Origin of the sequence: Kocuria sp. CPCC 205260, from assembly GCF_040981045.1 — a bacterium.
In the GTDB taxonomy this organism is placed as follows: domain Bacteria; phylum Actinomycetota; class Actinomycetes; order Actinomycetales; family Micrococcaceae; genus Kocuria; species Kocuria palustris.
In genome coordinates, this window is record NZ_JAVKPT010000003.1 from 36867 (window position 1) to 55805 (window position 18939).

Consider the following 18939-nt stretch of genomic DNA (forward strand, 5'->3'; position numbering starts at 1 on the left):
ATGCCAGAAGCATCCGAGACACGAGAGGACCTCTCATGACCGAGACCGCATCCGCATCGACCGAGCGCTCGAGCGCCGAGCCCGTGATCGCCTTCCTGGGCAGCGGCTCCATGAACGGCGCCATCCTGCGCGGCGTCCTGGCCTCGGGAGTGCCTGCCCGGCGCGTTCGCGCCACCACGCGCTCGCAGGAGTCCCGCGATCGGCTCTCCCAGGAGACCGGCGTGCAGGTCCTGTCCTCGGAGGCGGACGCCGAGGCCAACCGCAGGGCCGTCGAGGGCGCGGACATCGTGATGCTGGGCGTGAAGCCCTATGCGATCCTCGAGCTGTGCGATGACATCCGCCCGGCCCTGGACCCGTCCACCGTCGTCGTGTCCGTGGCTGCCGGGGTGAACATGGCTGCCATGGCCGGGCACCTGCCCGAGGGGCAGCCGATCGTGCGCAGCATGCCCAACACCCCGTCCTCGGTGGGGCACGGCGCGCTGTCCCTGACGGCGGGCGATCACGTCACCGAGGATCAGGCAACTGCGGTGGAGGAGGTGCTCTCCGCCGTGGGCGTGGTCGTGCAGGTCCCGGAGGAGCAGATCAGCGCCGTCACCGGTGTGTCCGGCTCCGGCCCGGCCTACGTCTTCCTGCTGGCCGAGATGATGCAGAAGGCCGGCGAGCGCCTGGGCCTCGATGCGCAGACCGCCCGGACCCTGGCCAAGCAGACCGTCTCGGGCGCAGGACGCCTGCTCGAGGATCCGGACGCCGATCCCGAGGCCCTGCGCAAGGCCGTGACCAGCCCGAACGGCACGACCGAGCGGGCGATCGAGACGTTCCTGGACAGCGGCATCGAGGACCTCGTGGCCCGCGCGGTCCAGGCCTCGGCCGCACGCGGCGACGAGATGGAGCAGGAGTACGCGGACTGAGTCCTGCCCGGAGCCGGTGGATCGGCCTGTGCCCGGCAGATTCCGGGCACAGGCGTCTTGCGGGCCCGACGACTCAGCCGGCGCGGTCGAAGTGCTCCTGCAGCTGCGGGGACACCGAGCGCAGCGCCATCGACCAGCACGTCCATTCGTGCCCGGCCGAGCAGGTGCCTGCGGGCATGGGCGCGCCGTCTTCGATCATCTGCTCGTAGGTGCTCGTGCTCACCCGCGCCCCGGACGACTCCGCGCTGGTCTCGAAGGCCGCGGTGGTCTTCTGCAGCTGGGCCTCGAACTCCTCGCCGGAGCCGGAGTACAGCCAGATCGGCATGCCGGACAGCGGCTGCGTGTGCCGGGACGGGTCGTGGGACTCCCAGTCGGCGCGGGTGGTGCGCTGTCCGTCGCCGAAGAGGTCCGAGCCCTCGCCGGTGGCCGCCTCGGCCTCGCCCAGCAGCAGCTTCCGATCGGCGGTCGCGTCGAAGCTGAGCAGCCCGGACATCGACACCGCGGCGCCGAAGAGATCGGGGCGGTCCTCGGCGTAGGCCATGGCGCCGTAGCCGCCGGCGGAGGCGCCCACGACCGCTCGCCCTTCCGGGGACGCGATCGTGGGATAGCGCTGATCCACCCACGGGAGCACCTCCTCGAGATGGTGCGTGCGCCAGCCCTGCGGCTGCGAGGTGGGTCCGGTCCAGTCGGTGTACCAGCCGTACGCGCCGTCATCGAGGGCCACGGTGATCGCCTGCAGATCCCCCAGGGAGTCCTCCAGGGCGGCGCGGTCGTACCAGTCCCGAGGAGAGGCCCCGGCGTCGGTGCCCGTCAGCAGGTAGACCACGGGGTAGTCGCGGGTCTCGTCGTAGTCCCGGGGAAGGGTCACGACCGCCGAGGGGCCGTCCTGGGTCTGCTCGGCCGGCACCAGCTCGGAGGAGAGCCGGTAACGGGTCGTCCGGTCGGAGAGCCGCTGCTCCTCCAGGATCTCGGGCATCCCGGGCTCGGGAAGCGCCGCTGCGGGCTGGGCGGTCTCTCCCGGAGACGGGAAGCGCGCCTGACAGCAGTTGCGCAGACGGTCCTGCCGGATGAGCATGCCCGCGGTGACCGCCACGGCCAGCACGAGGACGATCGCCGCAGCCGTCAGGAGGCGTCGTCTTCCGATGCGCCGTCGTTCGCCCATGTCGGGCTCCTCTCGGTTCGCGGTGTCGCGCCACCTGGCTCAGGGCCGGGCGGCGAAGCGCTCGATGAGCTCCACGTGCCCGGCCACGATCAGGGTGTCGCGCGCGGTCACGGTGGTGTCGGGGGTGGCGTAGCTGAAGTCGTCTCCCGGCGCCTTCACGCCCACGACCGTCACGCCGTACTTGGCGCGCACATCCGCCTGGGCCAGCGTGAATCCCTGGGTCTCGCGCGGCGGGTGCATCTTGACGATCGCGAAGTCGTCGTCGAACTCCATGTAGTCCAGCAGGCGCCCCGAGACCAGGTGGGCGGTGCGCCGTCCGGCATCGGCCTCCGGGAAGATCACGTGGTGGGCGCCGATGCGGGAGAGGATCTTGCCGTGGGCCTTGGAGATCGCCTTGGCCCAGATCCTGCCCACGCCCAGATCCACCAGGTTCGCCGTGATCAGCACGGAGGACTCGATCGACGTGCCCACGCCCACGACCGCCTGCGTGAACTCGGCGGCGCCCAGCTGGCGCAGGGCGTCGATGTCCGTGGCCTCGGCCTGCACCACGTGCGTGAGCTGGCCGGCGAGCTTCTGCACGAGGGTGTGGTCCCGCTCCACGCCCATGACCTCTCGGCCCTGGGAGGCCAGCTGCAGGGCGGTGGCGGTGCCGAAGCGGCCCATGCCGATGACCAGCACGGGCACGGCATGGCTTTTGCCGCGGTGGCGATGCTCACCCAATGATCAGCCTCTCCTCGGGGTACTGGTACAGGCGCTGGCTCGATCGCAGCGCCAGGGCAGTGGCCACGGTAGTCGTGCCGATGCGCCCGATGAACATCACCACGATCAGCACCGCCTTGCCCGCAGGCCCCATCTCCCCGGAGAGCCCTACCGACAGCCCGCAGGTGGCGTAGGCGGAGACGACCTCGAAGAGCACCCGCTCCAGCGGCTCGCCGGTCAGCACGAGCAGGATCCCGACAGCTGTCAGCACGATCGTGGCGCTCATGGCGATCACGGAGATGGCGATGCGCAGCACGCCGTCGGGGATGGTGCGATGGAAGGCGAGGACGGCCTGATCGCCGCGGGCCTCCGCCAGGATCGCGAGCACGACGACGGCGAAGGTCGTGACCTTGATGCCGCCGCCGGTCGAGGCCGGCGCACCTCCGGCGAACATCAGGGCGTCGGTGAGCAGCAGCGTGACGGGCTGCAGATCCGCCATCTCCACGATGTTGAAGCCGCCGGAGCGCATCATGACGGAGGCGAAGAAGCCGTTGAAGATCTTCTGCCCCGGGGACTCGTCGCCGATCGAGGCCGGATTCGTCCATTCCAGCCCGGCCCACAGGACCCAGCCCAGCAGCATCAGGCCGAGCGTCGTGACCACGGTGACCTTGGTGTTGAGGTTCCACCGCGAGAACCGCAGCCAGCCGACCTGGCGCAGCACCAGGATGACGGGGAAGCCCAGCGAACCGATCAGCACGCCCATGCTGATCGGGAACAGGATCAGCCACACGTGCACGGAGTCGGTGAAGTAGGGCACCAGGCCGTCGGAGTGCGGAGTGAAGCCTCCGTTGTTGAAGGCGGACACGGAGTAGAAGATGCCGTGCCACAGAGCCGTGTGCATGGGCTCGCCGGCCACCAGGAACCCGATCGTGAGGATCAGCGCCAGCGACCCCTCGATGACGATCGAGGTCGCGGCCACGGTGCGCAGCAGCGAGCCGACCTCGCCCAGGCGCCCGACGTTCATGGCGTTCTGCGTGACCAGCTTGGAGCGCAGGCCGAGCTTGCGCCCGATCGCCAGTGCCAGCAGCGATGTCATGGTCAGGGTGCCCAGACCGCCGATCTGCACGGCGACCAGGATGATCAGCTGGCCCGTGAAGGACCAGTGATCGGCGGTGGGCACGACGGTCAGCCCCGTCACGGTCACGGCGGAGGCGGCGGTGAAGGCGGCGTCGACGAAGGTGGTGGAGCGCCCTGCGTGGGAGGACCACGGCAGCCACAGCAGCAGGGTGAACAGCCCGGCCACGCCGACGAAGACCAGCACGGCCAGGCGGGCCGGGGAGGACTGGGCCACGCGGTCGAGCAGATCGCGCAGCCCGCCCAGCTGATCGCGCAGCCGACGGGTCTCGGTCTGGGGCGGAGAAGCCCCGAGGGTGGCACGCACCGTGGAGCCTCCAGGATCATCTCGGCGGGGCGGGATCCGGCTCGGATCCACGCACAGTATGGACCTCATGGTGCCCGGTTGGCGTCGTGTGCCGCCGTCGGCTCCCGACCGAGTCGCCCGGAGTGTTCTAATGAGTCTGTGACGCAGACGACACCCACCGCTCTGTTCTGGAGCCCGCAGCTGCTCCAGTACGACTTCGGCGACTACCACCCCATGCATCCGTCGCGACTGGACGCCACCTGGCGGATGATCCGGGAGTTCGGGCTGGATTCCCGTCCCGGTGTCGCCGTCCAGGTGCCGGAGGCCGCACAGGACTCCGAGCTGGGACTGGCGCACACGGCCGAGTACATCCGGGCGGTGCGCGCCGTGAGCGATGACCCCGGCAAGGAGATCGCCGAATGCGGCCTCGGCACCGAGGACACCCCCGGATACGCGGGCATCCACGAGGCCTCCGCCCGGCTGGCCGGCGGCACGCTGCAGGCGGCCCAGGCCCTGCTCGACGGCTCTGCCGTGCGCGCCGTGAACTTCAGCGGCGGCATGCACCACGCCTTCGCGGACAGGGCCAGCGGCTTCTGCGTCTACAACGACTGCGCCGTGGGCATCCATCGCCTCCTGGAGGGCGGGGTCTCCCGCGTGCTCTACCTGGACGTGGACGGCCACCACGGCGACGGCACCCAGTCGATCTTCTGGGACGATCCCCGCGTCATGACGATCTCCCTGCACGAGACCGGCGCGGCGCTGTTCCCCGGCACGGGCTTCGCCACGGAGCTGGGAGGGGAGCAGGCCGAGGGCACCGCGGTGAACATCGCCCTGCCGCCCATGAGCGACGACGCCCAGTGGCTGCGCGCCTACTTCGCGGTCGTGCCGCAGCTGATCGAGCAGTTCCGCCCCGAGGTGATCGTCTCCCAGCACGGCTGCGACTCCCACTTCAGGGACCAGCTCACCCACCTGCGCGTGAGCGTCGACGCCCAGCGCGAGATCATGATGGATGTGGCCCGGCAGGCGGATCGCTGGTGCGAGGGCCGCTGGATCGCCACCGGGGGAGGCGGCTACGACTGCTACGACGCCGTGCCCCGGTCCTGGACGCACCTGGTCGCGGTGGCCGCCGGAGATCCGATCGGACTGGCCCGCCCCGTTCCCGAGGCGTGGCGCGAGCACATCCGCGAGGCCTACGGCACCGACCCCCACCCCTCGATGGGCGATGACGTCGATCTGTGGTGGCGCTCGTGGGAGGTCGGCTTCGACCCCGACGACCCCACGGACCGGGTTGTCATGGCCACGCGGCGGGCTGTGTTCCCGCTGTGGGGCCTGGACCCCTGGTACGACTGACCGGCCGCGCGCTGGCCTGCTCTCGGGTCCTCGCCCGGTAGGATCCCTGGAATGACTCAGGACGTCTTCACCGCTCTGGCCGACCCCACGCGACGCGCTCTGCTGGAGGAGCTCAGCATCGGCGAGCGGGCAGTCGGGGAGCTCGTCGCCGCGGTGGAGGCCTCCCAGCCGACCGTCTCCAAGCACCTGCGCGTGCTGCGGGAGTCCGGATTGGTGCATCAGCGCGCCGTGGGCCAGAAGCGCTTCTACCGCATCGAGGCCGAGCCCCTGCTGGAGACCGCCGAGGCCCTGCGCGAGCTGGTCGGCAGGCAGCACCGGGAGGCGGCATCGAGCGCGTCACCGGTCGAGACGGCCGAGCCGCTCGAGCCGGCGCAGAGCACCGAGCCCGTGCGGATCGTGAGCCAGGAGGCGCCCGAGCCCCAGGAGGGCGCGCAGCCGGCGGCACCCGCTGAGCAGACGTCCGTCGAGCAGCGCAGTCCCGCCGCGCAGCAGGCTCGCTTCCCGCAGCAGCCGGCCGACTCCGCCGACGAGGCCGTCGTCGGGGAGGCCGCCCTGGCCGCTGCGCCGGCCGCATCAGCGGCCCAGGAGGCGGCGCCGCAGCGCCTGGACCCGCTCAGCGCGGTGCAGGACGGGCAGCCCCCGGCTCGCGGGCGCGGCGTGAGCGGGCTGGTCTCCTCGGTGCTGCGCAGGCGTCGCCGCTGATCGCAGCGGTCCCGGGGATGCCGGCCGCCGCATGTTTTCCGCGGCAGCCGAGCGCACTGGTCGCCACGGGCGCGCTGCGTCTGCCAGACTCGCCTCTGGTCGGGACGAGGGTCCCGTTTCCGGAGAGGAGCACATCGTGCACGAGAAACTGCAGCCGGTCCGCGAGGCCGTCATCGCCCGCAACCCGGGTGAGAAGGAGTTCATCCAGGCGGTCGACGAGGTCTTCGGATCGCTGGGGCCTGTGGTCGCACGTCGCCCGGAGCTGCTCGACGCCGCCATCCTCGAGCGCATCTGCGAGCCCGAGCGCCAGATCATCTTCCGCGTGCCGTGGGTCGACGACCAGGGGCGCACCCAGATCAACCGCGGCTTCCGCGTCGAGTTCAACTCCGCGCTGGGCCCGTACAAGGGCGGCCTGCGTTTCCACCCGTCGGTCTACCTCGGCATCGTCAAGTTCCTGGGCTTCGAGCAGATCTTCAAGAACTCGCTGACCGGCATGCCCATCGGCGGCGGCAAGGGCGGCGCTGACTTCAACCCGTCGGGTCGCTCCGACGGCGAGGTCATGCGCTTCTGCCAGTCGTTCATGACCGAGCTCTACCGCCACATCGGCGAGTACACCGACGTCCCTGCCGGTGACATCGGCGTGGGCGGCCGCGAGATCGGCTACCTGTTCGGGCAGTACAAGCGGATCACCAACCGCTACGAGTCCGGCGTCCTGACCGGCAAGGGCCTGTCCTGGGGCGGCTCCCTGGTGCGCACCGAGGCCACCGGCTACGGCACCGTCGAGTTCGCCCGCCAGATGCTCAAGACGAAGGGCGACGACTTCGACGGCAAGACCGTCTCCGTCTCCGGCTCGGGCAACGTGGCGATCTACGCGATCCAGCTCGCCCAGAGCCTGGGCGCCAAGGTCGTCACCGCCTCGGACTCCAGCGGCTTCGTCCACGACCCGGACGGCATCGATCTGGACATCCTGCGCGAGGTCAAGGAGGTCGAGCGCGGGCGCATCAACGACTACGTCCAGCGCCGCGGCGGCCAGGCCCGGTTCACCGAGGTCGGCAAGGCCTCGCTGTGGGAGGTGCCGACGCAGGTCGCCCTGCCCTGCGCCACGCAGAACGAGCTCAACGGCGCGGATGCCCGCAAGCTCGTGGAGAACGGCGTGCTGGCCGTGGCCGAGGGCGCCAACATGCCCACCACGACCGAGGGCGTGCACATCTTCCAGGAGGCGGACGTGCTCTTCGCCCCGGGCAAGGCGGCCAACGCCGGCGGCGTGGCAACCTCCGCCCTGGAGATGCAGCAGAACGCCTCGCGCGACTCGTGGACCTTCGACTACACCTCGACCCGCCTGACCGAGATCATGAAGGGCATCCACGACACCTGCGCGGCCCACGCCGACGAGTACGGCCAGCCGGGCAACTACGTCGCGGGCGCCAACATCGCCGGTTTCATCAAGGTCGCCGACGCCATGCTGGCCCAGGGCGTCATCTGAGCAGGCAGGATGAACGTAGGCTGAGCACATGGCAACACATCGACGAGTCCTCCAATGGCTGGAGAACGAGCTCTTCGACGGGAACCTGGTCCTCGGACAGCAGCTCCCGTCGGACAAGGACCTCGCGGCGATCCTCGGCGTGAGCCGCGGGACCATGCGCGAGGCCCTCAAGATCCTCGAGGCGCAGGGTGTCCTGCGGCTCTACGAGGGGAGCCGCAAGTCGATCCTGCCCATGCTCGTGCGCGAACCGGCCTCCTCGGCAGGACCCGCGCTGCAGCTGCACATGGCCACAGCGGCATATCCGCTGAGGGACATCGTGCAGACGCGGGTCCTGCTCGAGACCTGGGCGCTGCGCAGCTCGGACTACCGCAGCCCGGCCATGCCGGAGCTGCGAGCGATCCTGCGGGAGATGGCACGCGATGACATCTCCCTCAAGGAGTTCCACCACCACTACGTGAGCTTCCACATCGCCCTGGTGAAGACGGCGGGCAACACCCTCGTCGCCTCGCTGATGTCGGCGCTGCGGGATTCCATCTACGAGTACACGATGGCGCTGGTGGGCCATGTGCCCCTGTGGTCCAAGACCGTGGACCGCATCCGGGCCGAGCACCAGGCGATCTTCTCGGCGGTGCTCGCCGGGGACCGCAACCTGGCCGCCCGGCTGGTCGAGGAGCACATCGAGTACCAGTACGTCGAGGCCGGAGTGGATCCCGATCGCGGCACGCGCGGTCCCGAGTCCGTGTCCACGGGGCTGATCCCCGGGCCCACGGCCTCGGGCCGGGTCTGGGCCTCGGAGGACGAGGGCCAGGAGCCGGGGCGTGCGTCGTCGCGGGCCGGGGGACTGGTCCAGGCGGCGGCCGCCGGTCGCGGGGCCTCGCACGACGGCCCCGTCAAGGAGGCCGCCACCGGCGCCATGCCGGCTGCGCCGCATGCCGAGGGCGGCAGCGCCGAGCAGAACCAGGCGGGCGGCTCGCCGAGCGCCGCTCCGGCAGCGCAGGATTCCCGGTCCGCCGAGGACTCGGAGTCCACCGGCGGCTGAGGGCGACGGCCCCGGCGGAATACCACCCTGCGGGGCATAGCAGGTAGACTTCCGGGGAACGAATTCTCGACTGGGCGGATCATGCCCGCCTCGTCGTCACCCGGTCGCGCACCGGAACGGGCGTCGTGCCAGACGTGCCGGGCAGCAGCGCGCCGACGCGCCGCGCCGGTTCGGACCAACGAAACGTGAAGTGAGGGAAGCCCATGGGCTCTGTGATCAAGAAGCGCCGCAAGCGCATGTCCAAGAAGAAGCACCGCAAGCAGCTGCGCAAGACCCGCCACCAGCGTCGCAACAAGAAGTGACCTGCTGGCAGTGAGCCGACAGGGGCCCCGCTCTCGCGAGCGGGGCCCCTCGCCATGTGCGCGGCAGCAGCCTCGCATGACGCCGCGTTGCCGGCCGCGCGGCCTCGTGGAGGGGGCGCGGCGCCCTCGTCATAGGATCGGACGATGACCGAGCAGACCCCGGGGCAGATCGACCTCTCCGTGCCGCCGCTGCGGCTGATCACCCGTCAGGGGTGCCACCTGTGCCAGGCGGCCCGCGACACCGTCGCCGCCGCAGCCCAGCGCCACGGCCTGGAGTGGGCCGAGACCGACATCACGCAGCTGCCGGAGTCCGAGCAGACGCAGCGCTGGCAGATCGAGGTCCCCGTGCTGCTGATCGACGGCCGGCAGCGCGACTTCTGGCAGATCGACCCGCGCAGGCTCGAGCGCCTGCTCGTCCAGCGCGGGGTCTGAGCGGGCTCGATTCGAGCCCTGTGCCCGGGTCTGGGATGATGGCCCCCATGTCCTCAGCGATCGTCCATCTGCTGCGTCACGGCCAGGTCCACAATCCGGACCGGATCGTGTACGGCCGCCTGCCCGAGTTCCGCCTGGCCGAGCGCGGCCAGGAGATGGCCCGGGTCGCCGCCCAGTCGCTGGCCCAGCGACGCGACGAGCAGGGCGCGCGGATCGTGCACCTGGTGGCCTCGCCGCTGCTGCGCACCCGCCAGACGGCGCAGCCGGTGGCCGAGGCCCTCGATCTGCAGATCCACCCGGATGAGCGCGTGATCGAGCCCTGGAACCACTTCGAGGGCCTCCACGTGGACGCCGCCGAGCTGGCCAAGCCGGTGCACTGGCCGCACCTGATCGACCCGCTGCGCCCGTCGTGGGGCGAGCCGTACCGCAGCATCGTGGCGCGCATGGCCGAGGCGGCGCTGGCGGCGGGGCGCCGGGCCGTGGAGATCGGCGGCGACGGCGCGGAGGCCGTGATCGTCTCCCACCAGCTGCCGATCTGGCTGACCCGCCTCTCGGCCGAGGGGCGCCCCCTGCCGCATGACCCCCGCAAGCGGCAGTGCAACCTGGGGTCGCTGACCTCCCTGCACTTCACTGACCTCGACTCCGGGCGCCGACCCGCGGTGACCTATGCGGAGCCGTCGGCGCACCTCTACTCAGGGGTCAATCAGCTTCCCGGGTCATGATGGCCCGCGCCTCCGCGGGCCCCTCCGCACCGCCCGCGCCCCTCGTCCGTTCCGAACCCCATCCTCAGGTGAGCGCATCGTGATCCGTCCTCCCCGCACTGCCCGCCCGCACGTCGACAGCGCCGCTGGCGCGGTCGACGACGCCCGGGTCCGCCCCACGCGCCGCGTGCTGCTGGGCCTGGGCGGAGCCGGCTTGGGGGCCCTGGTGCTCTCCGCCTGCTCGGCCAAGGAGGACGACCTCGCGCAGCAGGCCAACGCCGGCGGGGACACCGGATATATCGCCGGGGACGGCTCCGTGAGCGAGTACCCCGAGGACGACCGCTCCGATCCCGTGGACTTCGAGGGCGCGCTGTTCGACGGCACCGAGGTCACCGGCGAGCAGCTGCGCGGGAAGCCCGTGCTGCTCAACTTCTGGTACGCCGGCTGCGCTCCGTGCCGCAAGGAGGCCCCGGACCTGGTCGAACTGGCCCAGGACTTCGAGGACCGTGTCGCGTTCTACGGCGTGAACGTGCGCGACGAGCAGGCCACTGCGGAGGCCTTCGAGCGCACCTTCGAGATCCCGTACCCGTCGTTCGAGGACCGCGACGGAGGCGTGCTGCTGGCCCTGTCCAAGCACGTCCCGCCGCAGGCCGTGCCGACCACCCTGGTGCTCGATTCCCAGGGGCGCGTGGCCACCCGGATCCTGGGCATCGCCGACCCCTCGATCCTGCGCACCGTCCTCGACGACGTCACGTCGGCCTGAGGCGCTCGTGATCGACGGAAATCCCTTCGCCGAGACCGTCCTGGACGGCTCGCTGCTGGCCGCGCTGCCGGTGGCGGCGCTGGCGGGGCTGGTCTCCTTCGCCTCGCCCTGCGTCCTGCCGCTCGTGCCGGGCTACCTGGGCTACGTCACCGGGCTGACCGGGATCGACCTGCAGAAGCAGAAGCGCGGGCGGATGCTCGCGGGGATCGGGCTGTTCGTGCTCGGCTTCACCCTGGTGTTCCTGCTGATGTCGGTCGTGCTGGCGCAGCTGGGCGCGCTGCCGTGGCTGCGCGGTCAGGGCTGGGTCATGGTCGTGCTCGGGGTGCTCGTGATCGTCATGGGGCTCGTCTTCATGGGAGGGATCGGCGCCCTGCAGCGCGAGCGCAAGATCGAGCGGCGCCCGCCCCCCGGGCTGTGGGGGGCCCCGCTGCTGGGCATCACGTTCGGACTGGGCTGGGCCCCGTGCATCGGGCCCACGTTCGCGGCGGTGCAGGCCCTGGCCTACAGCGGCGGCTCCTCTGTGGGCAAGGCCGCTCTGCTGACCGTCGTGTACTGCCTGGGCATGGGCATCCCGTTCCTGATCGCCGCCCTGGCGCTGCGCCGCGGGATGGGCGCCCTGGACTTCTTCAAGCGGCACCGGGTGGCCCTGCAGCGCTTCGGCGGGCTGATGCTCGTGGTCATCGGCCTGCTCATGGTCAGCGGCGTATGGACGGCCATCGTCTCGTGGATCCAGTCGGAGCTGGTCCAGGACTTCGTGCCGGTGATCTGAGGCGGAGGATGGACAGCGCACAGGATGATGCCCCGGCTCCCGGACAGGAGCACGGCACGGGCAGGGATGAGCACACCAGGGCGCACGGCGCCCGCAGCGGACGAGGGAGCACAGTGAGCACAGCGCAGAAGGACCCCGGGGGAGGATCGAACCAGGAGGTGACCGTTCCGTCGCTGGGGCCCCTGGGGATGCTGCGCTGGGCCTGGGCCCAGCTGACCAAGATGAACACGGCGCTGTTCCTGCTGCTGATGCTGGCGGTCGCCGCTGTTCCTGGCTCGATCTTCCCGCAGCGGGTCCAGGACGTCGCGGCCGTCAACGACTACATCGACTCGAACCCGCGGCTGGGGCCGATCCTGGACCGGCTGCAGATGTTCGACGTCTTCTCCTCGGTGTGGTTCGCGGCCATCTACCTGCTGCTGTTCATCTCGCTGGTGGGCTGCGTGCTGCCTCGTGCGCGCAAGCACTGGCAGGCCTGGCGGGCCCAGCCCCCGCGCACTCCGCGTCGGTTCTCCCGCCTGCCCGTGCACCGCAGCCTGCGCATCGGCGGGGCCGATGGCACCGAGGCCCCGTCGGCCGCGGAGATGGTCGAGCGCAGCGCGGCGCTGCTGAAGAAGCGCGGCTACCGCGTGCACCTGCGCGACATGGACACGCCGACGCCGTCGGTGGGCGCCGAGCGCGGCATGTGGAAGGAGGTCGGCAACATCGTCTTCCACGTGGCACTGCTCGGCATCCTGATCTTCATGGCAGTCGGCGCGATGTTCGGCTTCAAGGGCCAGAAGATCCTGACGGTGGGGGAGACCTTCGCGAACTCGCTGATCAGCTACGACTCGTTCACCCCGGGCTCGAACTACGACGCCGACTGGCTGGCCCCGTTCACGCTGACCGTGGACGACTTCCACATCGACTACAACCGCGACACCGATGACCCCGGCAGCTACGGCCAGCCGCTGGGCTTCGACGCCGACGTCACCGTCCAGGACGGTCCCGACGACGAGCCGCGCCAGGAGAAGCTGTCGACCAATCAGCCGGTCTCCTCGAACGGGGTGCGCTCGTACCTGATCGGCAACGGCTACGCGCCGACCGTGCGGGTCACCGACGGCGACGGAGACGTCGCGTATGAGGGCCCCGTCATCACCGTCCCCGAGGACCTGACGAACATCTCGGCGTTCACGCTGAAGGTCCCGGACTCCCAGCCCGAGCAGCTCGGCTTCACCGGCACGTTCCTGCCGACCGGCTACGTCGACGAGGCCTCCGGCCAGCTGACGTCGATCGACCCCGATCTGGGCAACCCCACGCTGGTGCTGTCCGTGTACTCGGGCGATCTGGGCCTGGACAGCGGTGCGCCCCAGAACGTGTACGTCCTGGACGTCGAAGGTCTGCAGGAGCAGGCCTCGCCGAGCACCCCCGGCGGTCCTCTGGTGCTCAACGAGCAGAACCCGAAGGCCGAGCTGCCGAACGGCCTGGGGGAGATCGAGTACCTGGGCACCGAGCGCTACGTCGGGCTGGACGTGAACTACGATCCGGGAACGGCCGGGGTGTTCATCTCGTTCATCCTGGCCTTCGCCGGGCTGATCATGTCGCTGTTCATCGTGCGACGCCGCGCCTGGGTGCGAGTGCGCACCGAGCAGACCCCGGAGGGGCCGCGCGCGGTCCTGGAGTACGCTCTGCTGGCCCGCGGGGAGGACCCGCGGCTGGAGTCCGAGGACGAGGCGCTGCACGAGCTGTTCAGCGGTGAATGGGAGCACATCGGCGTCGCAGACGATATCGATGAGGATGCGGAGGCGCCCGGCGCCTCGAAGGTGGGAGAATCACGAGCATGAGCACTGAAGTGAACACCGCGCTGGGGACATGGTCGGAGCTGTTCATGCTCCTGGCCGCCCTGGTCTACCTCTGCGTCTTCATCTGCTTCGCCTGGGACATGGCGTCCCATTCGAAGACCCTGAGCGAGGCCGAGAAGCGCACGGCAGCGCGCAGCTCCTCCCGCAGCCGCGAGCTCGTGGGCGCCGGCGGCGGGGCCTCGAGCGCCTCCGGGCCGGAGGAACCGGAGCGCGACGAGCGCAACGACTCCGGTGCGGGCAACCGCGCCGGAAGCCGCCGGGGCGTCTCGGAGAAGCTCGAGGGCCAGGTCGCCGACTCCCGCATGGGCTATGGCACCTCCGAGCGCCGCCCGGCAGCGCGCGCTGCCATCGTGCTGATGGTCATGGCCTTTGCGATCCACCTCGTGGCCGTGGTGTCCCGAGCGATCGCAGCCCAGCGCGTGCCGTGGGGCAACATGTACGAGTTCTCGACCACCTCTGCGCTGATCATCGCCGGGATCTACCTCATCATGCTGATCCGTCGCGATCTGCGCTTCGTGGGCGTGATGATCTCGGGCCTGGTCACGCTGCTGCTGACCATGGCCACGATCGCCTACCCCACCCCGGTCTCCCCGCTGCAGCCGGCGCTGCAGTCGTACTGGCTGATCATCCACGTCTCGATCGCGGTGGCGTCGTCCGCGATCTTCGCGGTCACCTTCGCCATGTCGATCCTGCAGCTCATCCAGGACCGCCGCGAGCGCCGCATCCTCGACGGCGGCGAGCCGGGCTGGGCCTTCATGCGCTCGGTGCCCTCGGCCAAGACGCTGGAGAACTTCGCCTACCGCCTCAACAGCGTGGGCTTCGTGTTCTGGACCTTCACCCTGGCCGCCGGCGCGATCTGGGCCCGCGACGCCTGGGGCCGCTACTGGGGCTGGGATCCCAAGGAGGTGTGGACCTTCGTGATCTGGGTGGTCTACGCCGCCTACCTCCACGCCCGCGCCACCCGCGGCTGGACCGGAACCCGCTCGGCCTGGCTGTCGATCGCAGGCTTCCTGTGCGTGCTGTTCAACTACTTCATCGTGAACACCCTGTTCGAGGGCCTGCACTCCTACTCGGGGCTGTGAGCCGGCTTCCGGCTCCGGCCGCTTCCTGAGACCGGAGGGACCCCGCGTCGCACGACGCGGGGTCCCTCCGCTTCCCGGGCCGCCCCTCATGGCAGTTCTCTGGCGGGTCTCGGGTCCTGTGGGCTCGGAGGAGGGGGTGCCATGCTCGCTGCCATGGACGATCCTTCCGGCGACCTCTCTACGGAGCCCCGTCGCGCCGCAGAGCTTGTGCGCCTGGTGCACCAGCGCCTGCTCGGCACCGCCTCAGGCCTCGATGACGCCCAGATCCGACGTGCCTCGCTGCTGCCGGAATGGTCAATCGGGCACGTGCTGACCCACCTGGCGCGCAACGCCGACGGGCACAGCCGCCGACTCGCAGCAGCCCTTCGGGGAGCGGATGAGCCGAGGTATCCCGGTGGTGCGCAGCAGTGCCGGGACGAGATCGACGAGGGCGAGGGTCGGCCCGCGGCGCAGATCCTGCGCGACCTGCAGGAGTCCTGCGGCCGTCTGGACGGGGTGCTCGCCGCCATGGATGCGGCGGGCTGGCCCCACCCTGAGCTCCTGGGCCGCGACTCCTACGGCACGAGCGAGGAGCCGGCGCACCGGCTGCGCGAGGTCGAGATGCATCATGTGGACCTCGGCCTCGAGTACACGTCCGCCGACTGGCCTCAGGAGTACGTGGCCTGGGACCTTCCGCAGCTGCTCGCAACCGTCCCGCAGCGCTGGGGATCGCTGTCGAGCCAGCGCCGGCTGCTCGTCTGGCTGGCCGGTCGAGCAGACCCGCAGGATGCGCCGCAGCTCGATCCCTGGGGCTGAGCTGCGCGCGGGGATCCCGAGGGATTCAGCGCGCGGAGGGATCCGCCCCGGGGGCGCTCGGCGCGTCGTCGTCCGGGTCCTCCGAGCCCGGGGCCCGGTCCTGGTCGGACTGCGGCTCATCGGCCGGATCGTCGCCGGCCTGTTCCTCGCCGGGCTGCTCGCGGCGCTGCCGCTCGCGCTCGGCCTGGCGTCGCTGGCGGTCCAGCTGGCGCAGGAACTCGGGGTCGTCGTCCGGGCCCTTGCCGCGGGTGGGGATGGAGCCGGGGGAGGCGTAGCGCGGGCGGCCCAGCGTCAGCCACAGGATGCCGCCGATGACCGGCAGGAGCAGGATGATCGCCAGCCACGGACCGCGGCGCAGGCCGCGGATGTCGCGGGCGTCCGAGCGCGCGCAGTCGATCAGCGAGTAGATGATCACGCCCACAGCCAGAGCGATCACGCCGATGATGAGGATGGCTCGGATCATGTCTCCATCGTACGGGGAGGCCCGACCCCGCGATCAATCGCGACGGGGCCGCGACGTCCGGGTCCCGTCCTCACCGCGCCGAGTGCACCGACTCCGGGCACTGAGCAGCGGACGAACCGCTCGCGGCCGCGGCCGTCGGCTTCGCGACCTCATCGGCGGTCGTCGCCTCCGAGACGCTCCCCGTATGCGAGCCGCTGCGATGCTGCAGGACCGACCAGCCGACGGCGGCCAGCCACAGGACGGCGATCCCCAGCAGCACGGCGTGGGAGACCGTCGCAGGGGCGTCCAGCGCATCCGCCCCGAGCAGGGTCCGGGCGTTGGTGAGCACGATCAGCCCGCCCACGGCCGGGCCGAGCACGCGCGAGGGGACGCAGCGGACCAGCGCGGCGGCGATGGGTGCTGCGATCGCGCCCCCGATCAGCAGGGCCAGCACCCAGGACCAGGTGATCCCCTGGCTGCCCAGGGAGAAGAGGAAGCCGAGCGAGGCGGCCACGGTGACCAGGAACTCCGCGGAGTTGATCGAGCCCACGACCTTCCGGGGCTCCAGGCGGCCGTCGGCGAGCAGGGCGGGCGTGCCGACGGGGCCCCAGCCGCCGCCTCCGGCGGCGTCCATGAAGCCGGCGAAGAGCCCGAGCGGGGCGAGCAGCCGTGCGGGGATGGCTCGTCCCAGTCGATCGCTGCGCAGGCCGCCGAGCGTGAAGCGCACCAGGATGAACAGGCCCAGGGCGAGCAGCACTGCGGACATGAAGGGCCTGGCGGCCGCGGCGTCGAGGTTCGACAGGGCCGTGGCCCCCAGGAAGGCGCCGATCGCACCGGGGATCCCGATCTTGGCCACGACGCCCCAGTCGACGTTGCCGAAGCGCCAGTGGGAGAGCCCGGACACGAGCGTGGTCCCGACCTCGGCCAGGTGCACGGTGGCCGAGGCGGCAGCCGGGTTGGCCCCGATCGTGAGCAGCAGTGTGGAGGTCGTGACGCCGTAGGCCATGCCCAGGCCGCCGTCCACGAGCTGGGCGGCCAGGCCGACGAGGGCGATGAGGACGAGCATGCGCATGCGGGACTCCCGGGCAGTGGGGTGGGGCGGATCGTGGACTCGGCAGCGCCGCGGGGGCGGGGCGAGCGCCGCTTCCGCAGCCGATCCACTATTCCCATCGGGCTGATGGGATTTGCTGTGCGCGAGCATTCCAGGGCCCTGGGAAGGGCGTCAAAGTCCGTGAAACAATCGACACATGGAGATCTCCGCACGCGCCGAATACGCGATCAGGGCCATGCTCATGCTCGCCGAGGCGCACGCGGCGGGCACCGCCGCCATGCCCGCCCAGGAGCTGGCCCAGCGTCAGCAGCTGCCGGCCAAGTTCCTCGAGGTGGTCCTCGGGCAGCTGCGCCGCGGGGGGCTCGTCGTCAGCCGCCGCGGAGCCGCAGGCGGCTACCGACTGGCCTCCCAGGCGCAGGAGATCACGATCGGCGCGGTGATCCGCACGGTGGAGGGGCCGCTGGCTGGCATCCGCGGGCAGCGCCCGTCGGACACCGCCTACACGGGTGCTGCTGAGCACCTGCCGGTCGTGTGGGTCGCGCTGCGCTCGGCCATGCGCCGGGTGCTCGACGAGGTCACGCTGGCAGATGTCCTGACCGGCGGCTTCCCGGAGCACGTGCGGGCCTTCGCCGAGGAGCCCGGAGCCTGGACGGACCGCTGGCCGATCGAGGACGGGCGCTCGCAGGGCTGATGCCCGTGCGCGCGCGGAGGCCGCATCCAGGGGCGGGCCGTAGGATGCTCCGGTGAACTTCCTGAAGTACTCCGCCCTGCGCCTGGCCATCCTCGCCGTCGCGTTCGTGCTGTTCATGGCACTGGACCTCGGCCTGATCTTCTCCGGCATCGCCGCCGTGATCGTGGCGTTCGCGGTGTGCTATCTCTTCTTCCCCCAGCTGCACATCGCCGCGAGCGAGGACCTCAACCGCGTGATCTCGCGCTCGCCCAAGCCCCGCAGACGAGAGCGCCTGCGCGACACCCAGGACGAGGACGCCGAGGCCGACGCCTACCGCCGCAGCCGCGGCGAGGACGACCTTCCCTGAGGATGCGGAAGGGGCCCGGGCGCACCAGCCCGAGCCCCTGAACGCGGCCGCTGAGGCCCTGAACGCAGGGCCGCCTGTCTCACAGGCTCTGGTGCGCCACCACGGCGATGAGGAACAGCACGGACCACACGAGGTTGAGGATCCCGCACTGCTTGAGCACCGGGATCAGCGCGGTGCGCTCGGTGGCACCCAGCACGGTGCGCGCGGCCATGATCGCCAGCGGGGCCGCCAGCAGCACCAGCAGGAACCACGGGTTCTGCGGGAGCAGGAACACATGCAGCGCGAAGGCCAGCCCGAGCTCGGCGGTGAAGACCACGCGGGCCCAGCGATCGCCCAGCCGCACGGCCAGGGTGCGCTTGCCGACCTCCTGGTCGCCGGGGATGTCGCGGATGTTGTTGGCCATCAGCAGCGCGCAGGCGAACAGTCCCGTGGCCACGGCGGCGATCCAGGCCTGCAGGTTCAGCTCGCCGGCCTGGGTCATGGCGGTGCACAGCACGGCCACGAGCCCGAAGTAGACGAACACCGCCGCATCGCCCAGCCCGCGGTAGCCGTAGGGCCAGGGGCCTCCGGTGTAGCCCCAGGCGGCCAGCACCGCGGAGGCGCCGATCACCAGGAACCACCACTGGCCTGACAGCGCCACCAGGGCGACGCCGGCCACCATGGCCAGCACGAAGCAGCCCAGCGCGGCAGCCAGCACCTGCCGCGGTGCGGCGGCCCCGGAGCCGACCAGGCGCATGGGGCCCACGCGGTCGTCGTCGGTGCCCTTGATGCCGTCCGAGTAGTCGTTGGCGTAGTTCACGCCGATCTGCAGCAGCAGCGCCACGGCGAAGGCCAGCAGCGCGCGCACCACGTCCGAGCCCCACATGGACTGGGCGGCGGCGGTGCCGGCGATGACCGGGGCCAGGGCCATGGGCAGGGTGCGCAGGCGCGCGCCCTCGACCCACTGCGCAGGTGTAGCCACGAA

Annotated in this window: 21 protein-coding genes; 15 read left to right on the forward strand and 6 right to left on the reverse strand. The window is 71.1% G+C overall.

The window, feature by feature from the left end:
* The first annotated feature begins 35 nt into the window (after positions 1-35).
* Positions 36-908: a pyrroline-5-carboxylate reductase gene (proC, locus tag RF645_RS07325; protein ID WP_058871861.1), complete on the forward strand. Its 873-nt coding sequence runs from the start codon at positions 36-38 to the stop codon at positions 906-908.
* Positions 909-981: 73 nt separating this feature from the next.
* Here the strand turns inward: proC and RF645_RS07330 are convergent, their stop codons facing one another.
* Genes RF645_RS07330 through RF645_RS07340 form a run of 3 tightly spaced genes read right to left on the reverse strand, consistent with a single transcriptional unit; the run spans position 982 to position 4279 of the window.
* On the reverse strand, positions 982-2070 hold the full coding sequence (locus tag RF645_RS07330) for an alpha/beta hydrolase family protein (RefSeq protein WP_053447871.1): 1089 nt from the start codon (positions 2068-2070) through the stop codon (positions 982-984).
* A gap of 39 nt (positions 2071-2109) precedes the next feature.
* Positions 2110-2790, reverse strand: a complete 681-nt coding sequence (locus tag RF645_RS07335; RefSeq protein WP_368818870.1) for a TrkA family potassium uptake protein — start codon at positions 2788-2790, stop codon at positions 2110-2112.
* A complete protein-coding gene (locus RF645_RS07340) occupies positions 2783-4279 on the reverse strand; it encodes a TrkH family potassium uptake protein (protein WP_251714530.1) in 1497 nt (498 codons plus the stop codon). The genes RF645_RS07335 and RF645_RS07340 overlap by 8 nt, the downstream gene beginning before the upstream one ends.
* Positions 4280-4348: 69 nt before the next feature.
* On the opposite strand from RF645_RS07340, the gene RF645_RS07345 reads away from it, so the two are divergent.
* The 12 genes from RF645_RS07345 to RF645_RS07400 all read left to right on the forward strand — a co-directional run bounded on the left by RF645_RS07345 (position 4349) and on the right by RF645_RS07400 (position 15445).
* Positions 4349-5539: an acetoin utilization protein AcuC gene (locus tag RF645_RS07345; RefSeq protein WP_368818871.1), complete on the forward strand. Its 1191-nt coding sequence runs from the start codon at positions 4349-4351 to the stop codon at positions 5537-5539.
* Between the two features lie 51 nt (positions 5540-5590).
* Positions 5591-6241 (forward strand): metalloregulator ArsR/SmtB family transcription factor, encoded by a 651-nt coding sequence (locus RF645_RS07350; RefSeq protein ID WP_368818872.1) that lies wholly within the window; start codon positions 5591-5593, stop codon positions 6239-6241.
* 136 nt (positions 6242-6377) lie between these two features.
* Positions 6378-7724 carry an NADP-specific glutamate dehydrogenase gene (gene gdhA / locus RF645_RS07355; protein ID WP_285728437.1) on the forward strand — a complete coding sequence of 449 codons (1347 nt, stop codon included), beginning with the start codon at positions 6378-6380 and terminating at the stop codon, positions 7722-7724.
* Between the two features lie 28 nt (positions 7725-7752).
* Positions 7753-8763 (forward strand): FadR/GntR family transcriptional regulator, encoded by a 1011-nt coding sequence (locus tag RF645_RS07360; RefSeq protein ID WP_024289861.1) that lies wholly within the window; start codon positions 7753-7755, stop codon positions 8761-8763.
* Between the two features lie 203 nt (positions 8764-8966).
* Positions 8967-9065 (forward strand): AURKAIP1/COX24 domain-containing protein, encoded by a 99-nt coding sequence (locus tag RF645_RS07365; RefSeq protein WP_009882927.1) that lies wholly within the window; start codon positions 8967-8969, stop codon positions 9063-9065.
* A gap of 144 nt (positions 9066-9209) precedes the next feature.
* Positions 9210-9497, forward strand: coding sequence for a glutaredoxin family protein (locus tag RF645_RS07370; protein WP_285728438.1), 288 nt, complete (start codon positions 9210-9212; stop codon positions 9495-9497).
* 47 nt (positions 9498-9544) lie between these two features.
* On the forward strand, positions 9545-10219 hold the full coding sequence (locus RF645_RS07375) for a histidine phosphatase family protein (protein WP_053447866.1): 675 nt from the start codon (positions 9545-9547) through the stop codon (positions 10217-10219).
* Between the two features lie 79 nt (positions 10220-10298).
* On the forward strand, positions 10299-10961 hold the full coding sequence (locus RF645_RS07380) for a TlpA disulfide reductase family protein (RefSeq protein ID WP_285728439.1): 663 nt from the start codon (positions 10299-10301) through the stop codon (positions 10959-10961).
* Between the two features lie 10 nt (positions 10962-10971).
* Positions 10972-11730 carry a cytochrome c biogenesis CcdA family protein gene (locus RF645_RS07385; RefSeq protein ID WP_259870555.1) on the forward strand — a complete coding sequence of 253 codons (759 nt, stop codon included), beginning with the start codon at positions 10972-10974 and terminating at the stop codon, positions 11728-11730.
* A 113-nt stretch (positions 11731-11843) separates the two neighbouring features.
* Positions 11844-13550 (forward strand): cytochrome c biogenesis protein ResB, encoded by a 1707-nt coding sequence (locus RF645_RS07390; RefSeq protein WP_285728440.1) that lies wholly within the window; start codon positions 11844-11846, stop codon positions 13548-13550.
* On the forward strand, positions 13547-14650 hold the full coding sequence (gene ccsB / locus RF645_RS07395; RefSeq protein ID WP_251714537.1) for a c-type cytochrome biogenesis protein CcsB: 1104 nt from the start codon (positions 13547-13549) through the stop codon (positions 14648-14650). The genes RF645_RS07390 and ccsB overlap by 4 nt, the downstream gene beginning before the upstream one ends.
* Positions 14651-14791: 141 nt before the next feature.
* Positions 14792-15445, forward strand: coding sequence for a maleylpyruvate isomerase N-terminal domain-containing protein (locus RF645_RS07400; protein ID WP_368818873.1), 654 nt, complete (start codon positions 14792-14794; stop codon positions 15443-15445).
* Between the two features lie 25 nt (positions 15446-15470).
* On the opposite strand, the gene RF645_RS07405 is transcribed toward RF645_RS07400, so the two are convergent.
* The gene (locus RF645_RS07405; RefSeq protein WP_368818874.1) at positions 15471-15908 is read right to left on the reverse strand and encodes a PLD nuclease N-terminal domain-containing protein; all 438 of its coding nucleotides are present in this window, start codon (positions 15906-15908) and stop codon (positions 15471-15473) included.
* A gap of 70 nt (positions 15909-15978) precedes the next feature.
* Positions 15979-16959 carry a sulfite exporter TauE/SafE family protein gene (locus RF645_RS07410; RefSeq protein ID WP_368818875.1) on the reverse strand — a complete coding sequence of 327 codons (981 nt, stop codon included), beginning with the start codon at positions 16957-16959 and terminating at the stop codon, positions 15979-15981.
* A gap of 175 nt (positions 16960-17134) precedes the next feature.
* Here RF645_RS07410 and RF645_RS07415 point away from each other — a divergent pair, with 175 nt between their 5' ends.
* The gene (locus RF645_RS07415) at positions 17135-17629 is read left to right on the forward strand and encodes an Rrf2 family transcriptional regulator (protein ID WP_251714541.1); all 495 of its coding nucleotides are present in this window, start codon (positions 17135-17137) and stop codon (positions 17627-17629) included.
* Between the two features lie 52 nt (positions 17630-17681).
* Positions 17682-17975, forward strand: coding sequence for a DUF4229 domain-containing protein (locus tag RF645_RS07420; RefSeq protein WP_251714542.1), 294 nt, complete (start codon positions 17682-17684; stop codon positions 17973-17975).
* Between the two features lie 79 nt (positions 17976-18054).
* Here RF645_RS07420 and RF645_RS07425 read toward each other — a convergent pair whose 3' ends face one another.
* Entirely contained in the window at positions 18055-18936 is an 882-nt protein-coding gene (locus RF645_RS07425) for a 1,4-dihydroxy-2-naphthoate polyprenyltransferase (RefSeq protein ID WP_204782190.1), read from the reverse strand.
* Between the last annotated feature and the right edge of the window lie 3 nt (positions 18937-18939).